General features: G+C 60.4%; 14 protein-coding genes. 1 reads left to right on the forward strand and 13 read right to left on the reverse strand.

Going from position 1 to position 17,693, the window contains the following annotated elements; translation table 11 throughout:
* Positions 1-160: 160 nt before the first annotated feature.
* The 13 genes from GPK89_RS00970 to cysK form a co-directional block, all read right to left on the reverse strand.
* Positions 161-796, reverse strand: coding sequence for a hypothetical protein (locus tag GPK89_RS00970; RefSeq protein ID WP_215690879.1), 636 nt, complete (start codon positions 794-796; stop codon positions 161-163).
* A complete protein-coding gene (locus GPK89_RS00975) occupies positions 793-2,889 on the reverse strand; it encodes a hypothetical protein (protein ID WP_215690883.1) in 2,097 nt (698 codons plus the stop codon). Before GPK89_RS00975 ends, GPK89_RS00970 begins: the two co-directional genes overlap by 4 nt.
* Before the next feature lie 165 nt (positions 2,890-3,054).
* Positions 3,055-3,678 carry a hypothetical protein gene (locus GPK89_RS00980; RefSeq protein ID WP_215690886.1) on the reverse strand — a complete coding sequence of 208 codons (624 nt, stop codon included), beginning with the start codon at positions 3,676-3,678 and terminating at the stop codon, positions 3,055-3,057.
* Positions 3,679-5,673, reverse strand: coding sequence for a hypothetical protein (locus GPK89_RS00985; protein ID WP_215690889.1), 1,995 nt, complete (start codon positions 5,671-5,673; stop codon positions 3,679-3,681).
* Positions 5,674-5,839: 166 nt separating this feature from the next.
* Complete coding sequence (locus GPK89_RS00990; RefSeq protein ID WP_215690892.1) at positions 5,840-7,522, reverse strand: DUF2142 domain-containing protein; 1,683 nt, start codon at positions 7,520-7,522, stop codon at positions 5,840-5,842.
* A 106-nt stretch (positions 7,523-7,628) separates the two neighbouring features.
* Positions 7,629-8,612 (reverse strand): NAD-dependent 4,6-dehydratase LegB, encoded by a 984-nt coding sequence (locus tag GPK89_RS00995; protein WP_215690901.1) that lies wholly within the window; start codon positions 8,610-8,612, stop codon positions 7,629-7,631.
* A gap of 162 nt (positions 8,613-8,774) precedes the next feature.
* Positions 8,775-9,245, reverse strand: a complete 471-nt coding sequence (locus GPK89_RS01000; RefSeq protein WP_215690902.1) for a peptidylprolyl isomerase — start codon at positions 9,243-9,245, stop codon at positions 8,775-8,777.
* Complete coding sequence (locus GPK89_RS01005) at positions 9,242-10,174, reverse strand: zinc dependent phospholipase C family protein (RefSeq protein ID WP_215690904.1); 933 nt, start codon at positions 10,172-10,174, stop codon at positions 9,242-9,244. The genes GPK89_RS01000 and GPK89_RS01005 overlap by 4 nt, the downstream gene beginning before the upstream one ends.
* Before the next feature lie 130 nt (positions 10,175-10,304).
* Positions 10,305-11,672, reverse strand: coding sequence for an MFS transporter (locus GPK89_RS01010; RefSeq protein WP_215690907.1), 1,368 nt, complete (start codon positions 11,670-11,672; stop codon positions 10,305-10,307).
* Positions 11,673-11,858: 186 nt separating this feature from the next.
* Positions 11,859-12,686: a TrmH family RNA methyltransferase gene (locus GPK89_RS01015; protein WP_215691463.1), complete on the reverse strand. Its 828-nt coding sequence runs from the start codon at positions 12,684-12,686 to the stop codon at positions 11,859-11,861.
* A 248-nt stretch (positions 12,687-12,934) separates the two neighbouring features.
* Positions 12,935-14,224, reverse strand: coding sequence for an O-acetylhomoserine aminocarboxypropyltransferase/cysteine synthase family protein (locus tag GPK89_RS01020; RefSeq protein WP_215690909.1), 1,290 nt, complete (start codon positions 14,222-14,224; stop codon positions 12,935-12,937).
* A 492-nt stretch (positions 14,225-14,716) separates the two neighbouring features.
* The gene (mnmA, locus tag GPK89_RS01025) at positions 14,717-15,796 is read right to left on the reverse strand and encodes a tRNA 2-thiouridine(34) synthase MnmA (RefSeq protein ID WP_252261391.1); all 1,080 of its coding nucleotides are present in this window, start codon (positions 15,794-15,796) and stop codon (positions 14,717-14,719) included.
* Positions 15,797-16,007: 211 nt separating this feature from the next.
* On the reverse strand, positions 16,008-16,940 hold the full coding sequence (gene cysK / locus GPK89_RS01030) for a cysteine synthase A (RefSeq protein ID WP_215690912.1): 933 nt from the start codon (positions 16,938-16,940) through the stop codon (positions 16,008-16,010).
* 265 nt (positions 16,941-17,205) lie between these two features.
* On the opposite strand from cysK, the gene GPK89_RS01035 reads away from it, so the two are divergent.
* Complete coding sequence (locus GPK89_RS01035; RefSeq protein WP_215690913.1) at positions 17,206-17,637, forward strand: RrF2 family transcriptional regulator; 432 nt, start codon at positions 17,206-17,208, stop codon at positions 17,635-17,637.
* Positions 17,638-17,693: the final 56 nt, after the last annotated feature.

The raw sequence follows: 17,693 nt of genomic DNA on the forward strand, positions 1-17,693 counted from the left end.
AAAAGCAACAGATTCGTGCAAAATTATAGAAAAAGACGGTGCAAAATGAAAGGCTTTGCCAAAAAGATTGTAGGAACCGGGCATACCCGGCCCCTGCATTCTCTACCCCACCAAAAAAGCAGATGCCCCACCCAAAGTGAAACATCTGCTCATTCCGTAATTATTTTTCTTTTTTGAGTACCGCAAAAATCATGCTCACGGCGGCGGCCGCCAAGGCCGGGTAGAGCACCAGGCAAAACGCCTGGTACCACGTCGGCACAAAATACTGCCACACGGCGGGCAGCGTGTCGGCGGCGTTTAAGGTGATATCACGCACCGTCAGTGTCACGGTCTTGTTTTCCTCGGGGCTGCAGGGGTCCAGCCGCAGCGCGGCCAGGCTGGTGCGGGGCAGCGTGTAGATGTACCGCCCCTCGCCCACGCTCTGGGGAAACACCCGGCGGTCGGCAGAGTAATCTTCGCCGACCTTTGTGGTGTAGTACAGGCACATTTCCCGCGCTTCGCCGTCAAATTGCGCGGTGTAGCTGATGGTGCGCACCACGCGGCCATCGACATTTTCCAAAATCATCTGCGGGTCGCCGTCCACAGTGGTCAGCGTGCCGTCCTCATTTTGGGTCAGCCCCACCAGCTGCCAGTCGGTCACGGCCATCGTTTCCTCGGCCAGGCGGCCCTGGGCTTTCGCCAGCGCATCGCTGCCAAAGTGAGCCGCGCCCAGCACCAGCCAGGCGGCCAGCGCCAGCAGGTACGCGGTGATGGGCAGTGCCCCGCGCCGCGCAAACCAGTTTTTCATCGCTTTCACAGGGCGCTCACCTCCATCTGCATCGGGGCAAAGCCCGCATCGGTCACGCGGTAGAGCAGCGTCTCGCCGCTCTGGGCCGCCGCCAGCTTGTCGGTGAACAGGTCGGCGTAGCTTTGCACAAAAATATCATCCAGCGTCTGGATATACAGCACCGTGCAGCCGTTGCCGCGCACGATGCTATCCAGCTCCTCGGCTGTAAAGGCGTGGTAGTAGGTGTTTTTCACACCCTCGGCGGGCTGCAGCTCGGGCAGGCCTAGCTCGCCGCCGCCGCCGATCATCTTGGTTTCGCCGGTGTCGGGGTCCGTGGTCACGGTGCCGGAATAGTCCACCAAAATCGGGTAGAAGTCAAACACGGCGCTGAACCAGCCCTCGCCGTTGTCGCCCTGCCCGACATAAAAGACGCGGTCATCGGGAGCCAGGTAGCTGCACACCAGCTCGGCCTCGGCACGCTCGGCGCGGCGGTCGGTGAACTCGCTGTCCGCAAAGCCCAGCACGCTCAGCTGCGGCAAAATCAGCTGGCTCTGGCGGAACAGCATTCCGCAGGCCAGCGCCAGCACAAACAGCTCAAACACGGGCGCAGTCTCGCGGCGGGTCGCAGCAAAAACCGCTGTCGGGCCGTCGGCCCCGCCCTTGACTGTGATCTGCGGCAGCAGCGCCACCGACAGACACCCCAGCGCAAGGATGAACCAGCCGATGTAATAGCTGTAAATGTAGCGGTTGTAGTCAACCAGCTGCTCGGCCTGGAACGGCACAAAAATAAAGCCGTAGCTCAGCGCCAGCATGAGGTTGTAGCCCAAAAAGCAGACACCGGACAGCACGCCGATGACCGCAATGCGCGCCTTGAGCCGCCGCGATGCTGCCGCCAGAACCGCCACAACAAACACGATGGCAATCAGCGCGACCACATTGCGGCCCTGCCCGATCATGCTCAACTTGCCGTCACTCGTCCAGAACTGGTGGCCCATGTCGGCCATCGCAGTGCGGAACTGGGCCTCGCGCTCGGCGTAAAAGCCTTCGACGGACTGCCCCAGCAGGATCTTGATGCCGTTGACCACGACGGCGGACAGCGGGGCGCTCGTCTCGCCGACACCGGAATCACTGGCGCTGCGGCTGACCAGCCAGCCCACATAGCGCACATTCCACAGATAGTAAATTGCCATCGGTGCGGCAAAACAGGCCAGGCTGAACCCGGTGCGGGGGAGCAGACCGGCCTTGAAATCGCCGTCATCGGCAAACAGCCACTCATCCACAGCCACCAGCCCCGCTGCCACCAGCGCCAATACAAACGTATTGGCCTTGATGTTGGCAGACAGCGCCAGAATCGGCAGCACGGCCCATTTGGGGGCCGAAGTTTGGCGCAGCGCCAGCCACGCGGCCACGGCCCCGCCGAACACAAGGCCCGCGGGTACATCGCCGTAGCTGGTCATGTAGGTGGTGGTCAGGTAGATAGTGTGGTTGTAGTTCGTGAAGAAGAACGGCACGCACCACAGCGCGGCGGCCATCGGCACGGCCACACGCCATTTGCTGCGGGGGATAGCCCCGACAACGGCGGCAAATACAGAAAAATACAAAATGTCATAACCGATGTAAATTTTCCAATCTGCATAATCGCCCAAAAACTGGAAGAAATACGCCAGCAGCGGCAGGCCGGGGTTCTGGGTCGCGGCCCAGGGGGTGCCCAATTCTGCCGTGGCGTACAGGTCGTTGTTGACCTTCGTGATTTTGACCGCGGTGGCCCAAAGGCTCAGCTCGTCAAAATCGGTGGCCATCGGCTGGCGCACAAAAAAGTAGACGGTGAACGCCAGCGCCATGCCCCAGAACAGCACACTGCCCGGGGTGAACAGCTTTTGCGCCGCTCCAGCGTGGTTTTTGCGGGTGGCCAGCACCCACACGCCGCCCGCCAGGCAGAGCGCATACACCGCCCAGGTGATGGGGTAGAGCACCCCCGCCATGGCGGCCAGCGTCAGCACCGCCACGATGAGGGACAGTGCCGTCAGCGGTGCCACCGACGCCGGGACGCGGCATTTCAGCGTAAGTACCGCGCAGCCGCAAAACAGCGCCGCCACGGCAGCCAGTACGCAGAGCAGTTCCATAGGACAGACTCCTTCATATGGGATGATGGTAGAGGCGTCGAGAACGCCGCCCCCCTACAAGTGTGCAGGGATGTAGGGGCCGCACATATGCGGCCCGCAGCTTTCCCGCAAAAGCGATTTTGCCTTTTGGCTGAGGGCCGGGCATACCCGGCCCTACGGTGTGCTTTATTTTTTCCTTATAAAAAGGGAAACGAAAGCGGCGGCGATACATGGCCCAAACGCCAGCACCAGCCACCAGCCGGCAGTGGGGATAAACCGGGTGTACCACGCCCGGGCAGGGTTCAGTTCAATGCCGGTAAACAGTGTCGGCACGCCGCCCACACTGTCCGGGTCGATGCGCAGCCCCGTTACCCACCTGCCGCCCAGATCAAACGTATACACGCCGGGGGCGGTCACGGTGGCGTAGACTTTCTGCGCCTCGGTGTAGTCAGTCTGGCCGGGTTTCAGGTAATACAGCGCCACGCCGCCCGGGGGCAGCCGGTGCGCTGCGTCCAGTACCACTGTCTCGATGTATCCCTGCCCCTGCCAGTAAATGTGCGGGTCACTGTCGGTGGAAAGATACCACGCCGGGTCATCATCCGGCGGCGTCCACCACTCGTTGGAGGAGTAGGGCGCGAAGCTCTCGGTCACAAGGTCAGCAGCGTCCACATGGGTCTGGGGCATTTTGCCCTGCATTTTGTAGTTCAGCATCACGCCGCAGCCGACGAGACACCGCACCACCCAGAACACCGCCGCCAGCAGATAAGCCAGCACCAGCAGCTGCCGTGCCTTAAAAAGCGGTTTTTTCATTTACGCCACCCCGCTTTCTGCCACAGCCGCCAGCGTGAACGGCACGTCGGCGTCCGCGCCCTCAAAATGGTAGAGCGTCGCGGGCATATCGTTGGTCAGGCCGCCCTCAAACAGGGGGCTGAACTCCCGCTGCAAATAGTCGTCGGCGCGGTCGATTAAGATATAATCGCAGTCCTTCTCGGCCATGTAGGCAACCAGCGTGTCCGGCACGCAGACGGCCTTGTAGTCGTACAGCGTCCAGTTTTCGCTCTCCACCAGGTTCATAAAATCGCTGTCCCAGCGGTCCTGCGTCTCGCCCAGGCGGCCATAGAAGCCGCCAAAGCCGTTCACGACCTGGGCGGTCAGCTCATAGCGGTAGTAGTACCACCGCGTGGCGTCGTCGCCCTGGCTGATGACCAGCACGCGGTCGGGCCAGTTGAGCACAGTATTCATCGTGTCAGCGCGGTTTTGCACGTCGGCGCGCAGGGTATACAGGCTGTTGGCCCCGGTCCAGAACCCGGCCGCAGGGATGCCGCGCCAGCAGAACACGGCCATGATGACCGCCGCCGCACCGCCCAGCGCCAGCTGGCCCAGCTGCTCCTTTGCGCTGCGGGCCAACAGGCAGAGCATCGCCAGCATCCACGCCTGATAGTAAGGGGCCAGGTAGCGGTCGTAGTCCTTCAGCGCCAGGCCCTCAATATCGGAAAAGTTGTAGTTGTAGAGAATCAAGTGGAACAGATACAGCGCCGCAAAGCAGAACGCAAACCCCAGGTGCGCCGCAAGCACGCGGCGGCGGGCGGGGCCCTTCTCGGCGGTCAGCCAGGCGGCTGCGGCCACCATCGTGATAGCCGCCACGGCAATGACGCCGCCGCCTAAAAGGCAGATGCGCCGGGTGAAGAACGCGCTGCCCATGGCGGCCATGATCTGGGAAAACTTTTCGGTGCGGCCGATGCCCAGCAGCTGCTTGACGCCGCCCACGAGGACCGCGCCGTAGCTCAGCCCCTCACTGCCGACGCTGGCGGCGGTGTCCGCCGTCGGGGTGACAGCCGCTGTGTAGCGCCCCCAGCTGAGAAACGCCGCCAGCACGGCGACGGCCAGCCCGCCCGCCTTGAGCAGGGCTTTCGGAAAGGCTTTTTTAACAGGCCCGTCCGCTGCAAACAGCAGGTCAAGGCCAATCAAAAACGCCGCGATCAGGCCGTAGGCAAAGCAGATATCTTTCGTCAGCGTCAGCACGGCCAGCGGTAGCGCCGTGAGCCAGAAGGTGCGCTTTTCGCGCCCCACCGCGTAATACAGGCAGAACACGCCGCCAAACAGCATTGCCAGCGGCAGGTCGGCCATGGCGTTGACGTACTGGGTGGCGTAGCTGCCGGTGGGCGTGGCCGAGAAGAAGAGCGGCAGCAGGAACCCAGCGGCAAACACCAACACGCCGCAGGCCCAGCGCTCCCGCGGCAGGGCGGCAGCGGCGGCCAGGCAGGTCAGCGCCAGCGTGTCAATGGCGGCCAAGCAGGCCCACTCGGCCCAGCGGCCGAAAGGCTGGAACAAGAACGTAATCAGGCTCGTGGCAGGGTAGGTGAAACTGGCTTTCAGGTTGACCGGGTCAGCCACGTAGAACGCGCCGCGCTCCACGACCATCTTGGGGGCCAGGCCCCAGGCTGTGAATTCGTCCCATTGGGTAAACATGGGCTTCTGTACGCAGAACAGCACCCAGATAAACGCAGCACCGCCTAAAAAAAGCGCAAAGCCCGGCGCGTACAGGGCGCTCTGCCACGCTTTGAACACCCCGGCGGGGCGCAGCTGCACAAGGCCCAGCACCCACACGGCGGCCAGCGCCAGTAGCACCAGCACCGCTCCGGCCCGCAGGACGCCCGCGATACCGCAGAGGTACAGCACGACCACCGCGCCGCTCAACACCGGCAGCGGCAGCAGGGCGGGGGAAAGATTGGATTTTTCGCCCAGTATCGCACAAGCGCCGGACAGCAAAAGCAAAAGCGCAAGGGCGTAGAGAAGATGCAGCATGGGAGCCTCCTTTCGTGGAATGCCTTCCCCCTTGGGGGAAGGTGGCCGAAGGCCGGATGAGGGGCGAAGTCCCCGTGATAACCCTTACATGGGCTATAGAGGCACCGCCGCCCCTCATCAGTCACCTTCGGTGACAGCTTCTCCCCCGAGGGGAGAAGCCTTTTCTTTACTTATAAATCGTATACACCGGCCCCACAAAGTAGTGCTGGAACAAGAGCGCTGCCCCTGCAAACGCATACCACCCGCACAGGCGGACGCTGATGGCGGCGGCCTTTTCTGCGGTCAAGCGCGGGGCAAGCGCACGGCGGGCCAGCGCGGCAGCAGCCAGCACCGCCAGCAGCCACACCGGCAGGAAATACCGCGTCTGCAGGCCGACGATGCGCACCATGCCCACGGGGGTGTAGGTAATATACATGGCCGTCATCGCGCCCACGGCGTAGACGAGACCGAACACCGACAGCAAGCCGGTGCGGCGGCGGCCCAGGGCATCGGCAGACGGCGTGCAGAGCAGCGCCGCCGCCAGCAGCACCAGCGGCGCGGTCAGGCTGATAAATGCCACCGGCATATCCTTCCAGCCGAACAAGCCCAGTTGGCCGATAAAACCGTCGTTCTCATACAGTGTACCCAGCAAAACCGCGATATAACGCAAGGGATTCTTCAGCACAAACAAAAGCTGCGCACCGCCGTTCACGGTGGTGCCGCCCTGTCGGGCAATCGCGCCGTAATTGTGGCGCAAAAGTGTGCCGTACTGCTCAACGCCAAAGGTCAGTGCCAGCGCACCCGCCGCTGTCAGCACGGCGTACACGGCGCGGCTGAACCGCACCTTCCACTCGGATCTGCGCACCACAAAGGGCAGCACGACCCACAGCAGGTTGATGTAGGGCTTGGTGCCGTTGGCAAACACACAAGCCAGCGCATACCACAGCGCCGTGCGGTCGTCCCACTCGGCGCGGGTCAGCAGCGCCAGCATGACGTAGTAGCAGCCCAGCAGCGTGGCGTCATAACTTAACGATGCGCCCATGTAGAGCGACATCGGCAGCAGCATTATACACAAAAAAGCAGGCTTGCACTTGTGCGCAGTGCGCAGCGCCGCATAGCACAGCGCCGCGTAGGCCAGCAGGTTGACCAGTCGCCCGCCGTACAGGCAGCCCAGCGCACCAAATCCCAGCAGCCGCGCCAGCGCCATGCCCAGTGCCCCGGGCAAAAACGGCAAAATCAAAAAGCTGATGGGCTCAGTTACGGAATCTGCCGCAGAATCGCGGCTTTCCCAGTTGAGATACTGCGTAAAGCTGTCCCAGATGCTCTCGACCCGGCCGTCCTTGCCGTATTGCTTCAGCGCATAGCCTGTCGTGTTGTAGGCCTGCTCGGCGTGGGTATCGGGGTCCGTGCCGACACCGGCCGAGGTATGGGTGTTGACCCATGCGCCGGGAAACGCCGCGACCAGCTCGTTCACGTCCTCGGGGTAGCCGCGCTCGGCGTCAAAGTCAAAGTGCCCCATGGAAATCGCATAGGTGCGCAGATAATGGTCTGTCTCATCGGGGGTCTGCATCGGCGGATTTGCAAAGACGAACAACGTACCGCACAAAAGGATGCACGCCGTGCCCCGTTTGGCAAAGTCCTTGACCCGGCGCAGAAGCAGCGCCGCTGTGCCCGCCAGGATGCTGAGCCCCACACAAAAGCCGGTGACGGCCAGCGGCGCAAGGCCCCGGGCGTCCAGCCCGTAGAATACGCGCCAGTAGTAGCTGGCCACGATGCCCAGCGCGGCGCACAGCACCAACACGAAAGCCCACCGGGCGGCGGGGTGCTGCACGGTGGGTGAAAGTAACTTTTTCTTGGAAACTTTTGACATAAACTTAGATTTTGGTAGGGGCGAGGCATACCTCGCCCGGCTGTTTGCCGCGCCGCAAAGTGCCCGGTGCGGCAAGGTCGAAGGCCGGGTATACCCGGCCCCTGCATTACAGGATGTACTGGCCGACCTTGTACTGATCCAGGTTGCCGCGCAGGAACTCGATGGTGGCGGCCAGGCCCTGCTCAAAGGTGTACTGCGGTGCCCAGCCGGTCAGCTCGCGCAGCTTGGTGGAATCGCCCAGCAGGCGGTTGACTTCGCTCTTTTCAGGGCGCAGGCGCTCGGCCTCGCAGACGATCTTTGCATTCGGGTTGATCTGGGCGATCAGCTCGTTGGCCAGATCACCGATGGAATGCTCAATGCCGGTGGCAATGTTCAGCTCCTGGCCGATGGCGGCGTCGCAGTCGGCAATCGTCATAAAGCCGTTGGCCGTGTCCTTGACATAGTTGAAGTCGCGGGTGGGGGTCAGGCTGCCGAGTTTGATTTCAGTCTGGCCTGCCAGCAGCTGTGTAATAATCGTCGGGATGATGGCGCGGCCGCTCTGGCGCGGGCCATAGGTGTTGAAGGGGCGCACGATGGTGACAGGCAGGTCAAAGCTGCGGTAGAAGCTCTCAGCCAGGCGGTCCGCACCAATTTTGGTGGCGGAGTAGGGGCTTTGGCCCTGGAAGGGGTGCTTCTCGTCGATGGGCACATACTGCGCCGTGCCGTAGACCTCGCTGGTGGAGGTGACAAGCACACGCTGGGTGCCCAGCTCACGGGCGGCGTTCAACACGTTCAGCGTGCCCTTGATGTTGGTGTCCACATAGCTGTCCGGGCTGTGGTAGGAGAAGGGGATAGCGATAAGCGCTGCCAGGTGGAACACCCGCTCCTGCCCGCGCATGGCGGTACGCACGCCGTTGGGGTCGCGCACGTCGCCCATAAAGACATCAATTTCATTGCGGATCTCCGGCGGCAGCGTGTCGATCCAGCCCAGCGAGCCGAAGGAATTGTACAGGCAGAATGCGCGGACCTTTTCGCCGCGCTTGACGAGTTCTTCAGTCAGATGGCTGCCAATAAAGCCGTCTGCACCAGTGACCATAACGGTATGTGCCATTTTGTGCTCCTTTATCAAAGGGGACAATGCCCCATATTTCAACTTTATTACAAAATAGTATAACCGATTTTTGGGAAGATTTCAACTATTATTCTAAAGGCGCGCGATTGCCCAAACAAAACACCCGGATGCGCGAACATCCGGGTGCTACCGCGTGGCAAATTAGACGATCTCGACCTTTTCCATCACGACCGGGGTGCGGGGCTTGTCGTTCCAGTCGGTGGCGACGGCGGCAATCTCATCGACGACCTCAATGCCCTTCACCACATGGCCGAAAGCAGCGTAGCTGCCGTCCAGGTGCGGGGCGTCCTGGTGCATGATGAAGAACTGGCTGCCGGCGGAGTTCGGATCCATCGAGCGGGCCATGCTGATGACGCCGCGGGTGTGCTTGATGGGGTTGGCAACGCCGTTCTGCAAAAACTCACCCTTGATGTGCCAGCCCGGGCCGCCCATGCCGGTGCCCTGGGGGTCGCCTCCCTGGATCATGAAGCCGGAAATAACGCGGTGGAACGTCAGGCCGTTGTAAAAACCGTCCTTGACGAGCTTTTCAAAGTTCTCGCAGGTGATGGGGGCGGCGCTGTGGTCCAGCTCAATGTCAATGGTCTTGCCGTTCTGCATGGTGATACGGATCATACGGAAATCTCCTTTTCAGTTGTGGTATTTTGTGCGTCAGGGTCGCTCTCCGGGGTGGGGATGCCCTGCAAATAGCTCATGCTGCCGATCTTTTCGGAAAATTCGGCGGGGGTCAGCTTGTTCATCCAGTAGAGCAAAGCCGCGCCCATAAACTGTTCGCTGCGCAAAACCGCGCGGGGCAGCAGCGCAAACAGCCCGTCGTCGTGGTGCTCGCCGGTGAAGGGGTCAGTCCACTCGTCAGGCAGGCGTTTGTCCAGCTGCCGGGGCGATACATGGCCGGTGATGAACCCGCGCCCGCCGAACAGCGGCTCCACGAGCCAGAAGAACGCCCGGCGCACGCCGTGCTTGCTGGGAAAGATGCCTCGCAGCTTGTAGGTGTGCCAGAACGCATCGGCCAGGTACTCCACCGGGATATCTTCACCGTAGGTTTCCAGCAGGCAGGTGTGCAGCAGCGCCGTAATGTCAGCCAGCTCCTCGCCGGTGGGCAGGGGACTGACGTCCTCGACGGGCACAAGGCTTGAGCCGGTATCCTCAGCGTGCAGGGTGGAGTCCAGTGCAATCTCCAGGTAGCCGTGGCCGCCCTTTTTGCCGTATGGCTGGCCTTTTTCGCACATGGCGCAGACGAAGGGATGCACGACGGTGTCGGTGGCGTAGTGGCTCAAAAAGCCCAGCGTATACTCCACCTGGGGGCGGGTCTTGACGTTGGCGCACAGGCTGCGCAGGAACGCGCCGGTCTTTTCCTCGTGCATACGGTTGCCGAGGCCCGGCAGGTCGTAGTGGCGTTTTGCGCGTTTTTTCCAGACCTCATAGCAGAAAAAGCTGTCCGGGCCGTTGGCACCGGCCGCGAACGCCGCCGGGCACTGGATTTTGTAATGGATCGCCACCGCCGCTTTTGCGGCGGTGCGCACATGGGTATAGCCTTCCGGCATCGGGATTCCCCTTTCGTTGGTGAGCGTAGAAAATATTGTAACGCGGGGCGGGGAAAATGTCAAATTTGCGGAGCATCAGCGACGCATCCCACCAATTTTATTATCTTTTATCTCTTATTTTTTATCTTTTTTAGATTTTCCTCTCATCGTTCGTCATCGTCTTGGGCAGCACGCCAAAATACAGCACAGCACCGACAATAATAATCAGGATGATGGACAAAATACCATACGGGCCGGCAGCCTTGTTGATGGCGTCGATCTGCTCGGCGGTGGCTGTGGCGGCGGTCAGGCCCTGGTCAGCCAGCATTTTGTTGGCGGCAAAGGCGCTGACAAACCCCACCAGCGCGGGCCCCATGATGGAGGAGAACTTACCGAAAATATCAAAGAAGCCGAAAAACTCACCGCTGCGGTCCTTGTCGGGGATCAGCTTGCCAAACATCGAGCGGGACAGCGCCTGGATGCCGCCCTGGCTGGTGGCGCACAGCACGGCCAGCATCCAGAACTGCCACAGGCTGTTCATAAAGAACGCAAACACGCAGATAAACATATACACGCAGATGCCCACGCCCACCATCGTGCGCGCGCCGAATTTCTCCGCCAGCTTCATGTACAAAAGGCAGAACGGCAGGCCCAGCACCTGCACCAGCAGCAGCGCCAGCAGCATACCGGCGGAATCCAGCCCCAGGTTGGTGCCGTAGCTTGTGGACATACTGATGATGGTGTGAACGCCGTCGATGTAGAAAAAGTACGCTACAATGTAGACAAGCATCGGCTTATCCGCGCCGATCTCCTTCAGGGTCGTAAACACGCTCTTGATGCCTGCGCCGACCGCGCCCTTCTCGTAGGGCTTGCCGGTGGTCTGCTCGCAGTTTTTCAAAAGCGGGAGGCTGAACACGAGCCACCACACGGCGGTCAGGCCGAAGATGAAGCCAAGACAGGTCAGCATCGGCACGCCGACGGCGTTCATGATGAGGAAAATCAGCAGCGGAATCGTCGAGCCGCCGATGTAGCCGAGGCCGTAACCCAGGGTGGAAACGGAGTCCATACGCTCCTCGGTCGTGACGTCGGTCAAAAACGCATCGTAGTAGATGCAGGACGCATCAAAGCCGATGGTACTTGTGATGTAGAGCACCAGGACCATCGCCGCGACCCGGCCCGCAGCTTCGGGCGAGGCGGTGAAGTCCATAAATGGGGTGAAGGCCAATCCCCCTACCGAAGCGACGCCAAGCAGCAGGAACACAAGGAACAGCTTTTTGCGCATTCCGCGGATATCGCCGAACACGCCCAAAAACGGTGCGCTGAGGGCGACGATGGCCATGGCAAGGCTCGTGGCAAAGCCCCAGGTGGACATACTGGAAACACTGTCCGCCGTGTAGCCCGCGACTGTGTCAAAGAAGATGGGCAGGATGGTCACGACGATGACCGAGTGGGCGCTGTTGGCCCAGTCGTACATCATCCAGCTGATCTCCTGCTTGGTAAATTTTTTCAGGAAGCCCATGGGAGAAACCCCTCCGTTTCGTTATTGCACGCATTGCGCACGCGTGTATAAATATTGTAACATTTTGGAAACATAAAAACAACACGCCCCCTTGACGTTTCGGTCAACAGGGCGTAAAACTTTCGTCATATTTTTGAGGCAGTTTGACGATGAGAAGCCTTCCCCCAAGGGGGAAGGTTTAGGGAATTATCTTTTCCTAAGCTCCCAAAACGCCACGGCTCCGGCGGCCGCCACATTCAGCGAATCTACTCCGTGCTGCATCGGGATCATGACGGTGTAGTCGCAGTGGGCAATCGTGTTGTGGGCCAGGCCGTCGCCCTCGGTGCCCAATACAATGGCGAGTTTGTCCTCGGTATGCAGCGCCGGGTCGTCGATGCTGACAGCGCGGTTGTCCAGCGCCATAGCGGCGGTCTTAAAGCCCATGGCGTGCAGCCGGGCCATGCCGCCCTCAGGCCAGTCCGCAGGGCTGTCGCCTAAAACGGCCCACGGCACCTGGAACACCGTGCCCATGCTCACACGCACGGCGCGGCGGCACAGCGGGTCGCAGCAGGACGGCGACAACAGCACAGCGTCCATGCCCAGAGCCGCCGCGCCCCGGAAAATCGCGCCGATGTTGGTAGAGTCCACAATACCTTCCAAAACGGCGACGCGGTGGGCGTTCCTGCACAGCTCCTCGGCCGTGTGGGGCGCAGGGCGGCGCATGGCGCACAGCACGCCCCGGGTCAGCACATAGCCGGTCAGCACCTGTAACACGCTGCGGTCGGCGGTGTAGACGGTCGCATCCGGGCAGCGGGCCAGCACCCCGGCAGCCGGGCCGTCAATCTGGCGGCGCTCCATCAAAAACGAGAGCGGCTCGCACCCGGCATCAAACGCCGTACCGATGACCTTGGGGCTTTCGGCGATGAAAATACCCTTTTCGGGTTCCAGCTTGTTGCGCAGCTGGGATTCGGTCAGCTTGGTGTAAGGGGCAAGCTCGGGGATGGACAAATCTGTAATTTCAATAATCTGCATGATGGCTTTTTCCTTCGTTGAGGTGTAGGGGCCGGGTATACCCGGCCCTGCCGTGTAAGGCAGGTGCGCAGTAAAGGCAAGGTCACGGGCCGCACATGCGCGGCCCTTACAACTCTGCCTCGCGGTTTTTATAACAAGCATACAATATTTCAAAGCAAATTGCAAACAAAACCGCCGCCCGCAGGGCTTGCATCCCATGGGCGGCGGTCGTATTCAAATCCCTATATACCCTCTAAAAATGCCTTGCCGGGTTACTCCACGGCGGCAAAGGCCTGATCAAGATCAGCGATGATATCGTCGACGTGCTCGGTGCCGATGGACAGGCGGATTGTGTTCTCCTGGATGCCGACGTCAGCCAGCTCCTCGGGGGAAAGCTGGGCGTGGGTGGTGGTGGCCGGGTGGATGACCAGGCTCTTCACGTCGGCAACGTTGGCCAGCAGAGAGAAGATCTGCAGATGGTCGATGAATTCAAAGGCTTCCTTCTGGCCGCCCTTGATGTTGAAGGTGAAGATGGACGCACCGCCATTGGGGAAGTACTTCTCATACAGGGCGTGGTCGGGGTGGTCAGGCAGGCTGGGGTGGTTGACCTTCTCCACCTTGGGGTGATGGGTCAGGTACTCCACGACCTTCTTGGTGTTCTCGACGTGGCGGTCCAGGCGCAGGGAGAGCGTCTCGGTGCCCTGCAGCAGTAGGAACGCGTTGAACGGGCTGATGCAGGCGCCGGTGTCACGCAGGATGATAGCGCGGATATAGGTCACGAACGCGGCGGGACCGGCAGCATCCACGAAGCTGACGCCGTGGTAGCTGGGGTTGGGGTCAGCAAACGCGGGGAACTTGCCGCTGGCCTTCCAGTCGAACTTGCCGGAATCGACGATGACACCGCCCAGCGTGGTGCCGTGGCCGCCGATGAACTTGGTGGCAGAGTGGACAACGATGTCCGCGCCGTGCTCGATCGGACGGATCAGGTACGGAGTGCCGAAGGTGTTGTCGATGACCAGCGGGATGTTGTGCTTGTGGGCAATCTCGGCGATGGCGTCGATGTCGGGAATGTCAGAGTTGGGGTTACCCAGCGTCTCCAGATAGATGGCGCGGGTGTTCTCCTTGACAGCGCCTTCGACCTCGGCCAGGTCATGGGCGTTGACGAAGGTCGTCTCAACGCCGAAGGCAGGCAGGGTGTGCTCCAACAGATTGGAGGTGCCGCCGTAGATGGTCTTTTGGGCGACGATATGGCCGCCGTTCTGGGCCAGCGCCTGGATGGTGTAGTTGATGGCAGCTGCACCGGAGGCAACGGCCAGGGCAGCAACGCCGCCCTCAAGAGCGGCAATGCGTTTCTCAAAGACATCCTCGGTGGTGTTGGTCAGGCGGCCGTAGATGTTGCCGGCATCGCGCAGGCCGAAACGGTCAGCGGCGTGCTGGGCGTTGTGGAAAACGTAGGAAGTGGTCTGGTAGATAGGCACGGCGCGGGAATCGGTGACAGGGTCAGCCTGCTCCTGGCCGACGTGCAGCTGAAGGGTCTCAAAATGCAGTTTACGCTCGCTCATGATAAAATCCTCATTTCTGTTTTTATTCTTTAAGTTGTTGACGCAAAAGAAAAGCCGGGGGTCGTACAGTTACAACTCCCGGGCAGAAAATACAGTGCGGCGCGAAATTTTACAGGCAATGCAAAGCAAGCCCACGCGCCCGGACGTTTTCCACCCGGGAGTTAGGCATTCGGCCACAGCGGAAATTCTGACGCAGCAGACTGCCGAATACATGGGCCATATGCTTTGCACCTCCTTTGAATTTACTAAATAACCTATAAATTCCGTAGGTTTGTCTGTATTATAATACGGATAAACCGATATGTCAATAGGAAAAAGGGAAATTTATAAATTCCTAAGCCTTCCCCCTTTGGGGGAAGGTGGCCCCGCAGGGCCAGATGAGGGGCGCGTGTGCGGCGTCAACCCATAAACGGGTCATGGCGGCGAGGAGGCCCCTCATCAGTCAGCGGTCGGGGCCGCTGACAGCTTCCCCCTTGGGGGAAGCCTCGCTCTTTACAAAATCGTCCCCCCGCCGACGACCACATCCCCGTCATACAGTACCACCGACTGGCCGCGGGTGATGGCGCGCTGGGGTTCGTCAAAGACGACCTTGACCAGGCCGTTGTCCAGCGGGTAGACCGTGGCAGGCTGCTCCACCTGGCGGTAGCGGGCCTTGGCCTTTACCCGCATCGGCGCGGTCAGCTCGGGAATCGAGATCCAGTTGAAATCGTCGGCGATCAGCGTTGTGGTGAACAGCGCGCTCTCGGGGCCGACGGTGACAGTGTTCTTCTCCATGTCCTTGCCGCAGACGTAGACCGGTGCACCCAGCGCCAGCCCCAGACCCTTGCGCTGGCCGTTGGTGTAGCGCACCGCGCCGTGGTGGCGGCCCACGACCTTGCCGTTCCTGTCAATAAAATCGCCGTCCGGGTAATATTTGCCGGTGTAGCGCTCCATAAAGCCGACGTAATCGCCATCGGGTACAAAGCAGATATCCTGGCTGTCATGCTTGCGGGCGTTGCAAAAGCCCTGCTCCTCGGCAATTTTGCGGATGGAGGGCTTGTCCATGCCGCCCAGCGGGAACTTGGTGTGGGCCAGCTGATCCTGCGTCAGTACGTACAGAACGTAGCTCTGGTCCTTGTCGGCGTACAGGGCCTTTTTCAGCAGCCAGCGGCCGGTGTCAGGGTCTTGCTCTATGCGGGCATAGTGGCCGGTCACAACGTAATCCAGGCCGTTCTCCCGCGCAAAGTCCAGCATCTTGTCAAACTTCATCGTGCGGTTGCAGTCGATGCAAGGGTTCGGCGTGCCGCCTGCCTCGTAGGTGGCAATGAACTTGCCGATGACCTTCTCGCGAAATTCCTCAGTATAGTTCACGACCTGGAAGGGAATGTCCAGCTGGAATGCCACATCGGCGGCATCCTCCACATCCTGGGCTGAGCAGCAGGTGTGGAAGCCGCTCTGGCCCAAATCTTCATTCTGGTACAGCCGCATGGTCGCGCCCATGCAGCGGTAACCCGCCTTTTTCATCAGGTAAGCGGCAACCGTGCTGTCCACGCCGCCGCTCATCGCAATCAGCGCACCGGGGGTAGTAGTCATGGAAAACCTCCTTGTATAAAAAATGTGCAGCACAAAACCGTGCTGCACATTGAAAATTGTTGAGTTGTAGGGGCGGGGCATACTCCGCCCGCGGCCTTGCTCTGACAGAGCATTGCCGGGAAAGCTGAGGGCCGAACCTGTCCGGCCCCTGCGGCCTCCACTTTGTATGCAACAGTACCCCTATTATAGCAAAGGTTTCCTGTTATTGCAATCAGTCCGCGAACAGCGGGGTGGACAGATAGCGGTCGCCGGTGTCGGGCAGCAGCGCCACGATGGTCTTGCCCTTGTTCTCGGGGCGCTTGGCCAGCTGGATGGCAGCCCACAGCGCAGCGCCGGAGGAAATACCTACCAGCACGCCCTCCTTGTGGCCGACCAGCTTGCCGGTGGCAAAGGCGTCCTCGTTGGCAACGGGGATGACTTCGTCGTAAACCTTGGTGTTCAGCACGTCAGGTACAAAGCCGGCACCGATGCCCTGAATCTTGTGCGCACCGGCGGTGCCCTTGCTCAGCACAGGGGAGGTGGCAGGCTCGACGGCCACGATCTTGACGGCGGGGTTCTGGCTCTTCAGGTACTCGCCAACGCCGGTCACGGTGCCGCCGGTGCCGACACCTGCAACAAAGATATCGACCTTGCCGTCGGTGTCCTCCCAGATCTCGGGGCCGGTGGTGCGCTTGTGGGCGTCGGGGTTGGCCGGGTTCACAAACTGGCCGGGCACAAAGCTGTTGGGAATCTCCTTCGCCAGCTCGTCAGCCTTGGCGATCGCGCCCTTCATGCCCTTGGAGCCGTCGGTCAGCACCAGCTCGGCACCGTAGGCCTTCATCAGCTGGCGGCGCTCTACGCTCATCGTCTCAGGCATGACGATGATGATGCGGTAGCCGCGGGCGGCGGCGACGGATGCCAAGCCGATGCCGGTGTTGCCGGAGGTCGGCTCAATGATGACGGAACCGGGCTTCAGTTTGCCGGTGGCCTCGGCGTCATCGATCATCGCCTTGGCAATGCGGTCCTTGACGGAACCGGCGGGGTTGAAATATTCCAGCTTGGCCAGGATCTTGGCGTCCAGTCCTTCGGTGGCTTCAATGTGGGTGAGTTCCAGCAGGGGGGTGCGGCCGATCAGCTGGTCAGCGGAAGTATAAATCTTGCTCATGGTAGTTTCCTCCATCGTCATTTCTGTTTATTTACAATGTTACGGTTTTTACAGCGTGTGACGGCGACATCGCGCGTATGGTGCAAATCCCTTTCACATATCAATTCATACCTTTCTTATAGGTTGATAGGATTGTACAACATATTTTCCCATTTGTCAATAGGGAAATAGGGAATTTTGGCAACTTTTTTTGCGGCAAAGGGGTTGCTATCCTATTTACCAACTTGTATAATAGGAAATAAGAAAACGAAGGAGCAAAAACCAAATGATGATTTCAACGAAAGGCCGTTATGCGTTGCGGGTCATGATCGACATTGCCGAGAACCAGCACGACAGCTACATCCCCCTAAAAGAAATTGCCGCTCGGCAGGAAATTTCGGAAAAATACCTGGAGGCCATCGTCAAAAGTCTGGTCAAAGCGCGTTATCTGACCGGCCTGCGGGGCAAGTCCGGCGGCTACCGCCTGACCAAAACGCCCGGGGAATACACGGTGGGGAATATTTTGCGCCTGACCGAAGGGAGCCTGGCCCCGGTGGCGTGTTTAGGACAGAACCCGGTGGAGTGCCCCCGCATGGTGGAATGCCGCACCCTACCCATGTGGCGCAAGCTGAACACGATGATCAACGACTACTTCGACGGCATCACCCTAGCCGACTTGGTCAACACCGCCCAGCCGGGGAATGATTATGTGATTTAAAAAAAGGAGTTATACCCGGCGCATGGGTATAACTCCTCTTTTTTATTGCATCGCCG

This window comes from Gemmiger formicilis, assembly GCF_018784445.1.
In the GTDB taxonomy this organism is placed as follows: Bacteria; Bacillota; Clostridia; order Oscillospirales; family Ruminococcaceae; genus Gemmiger.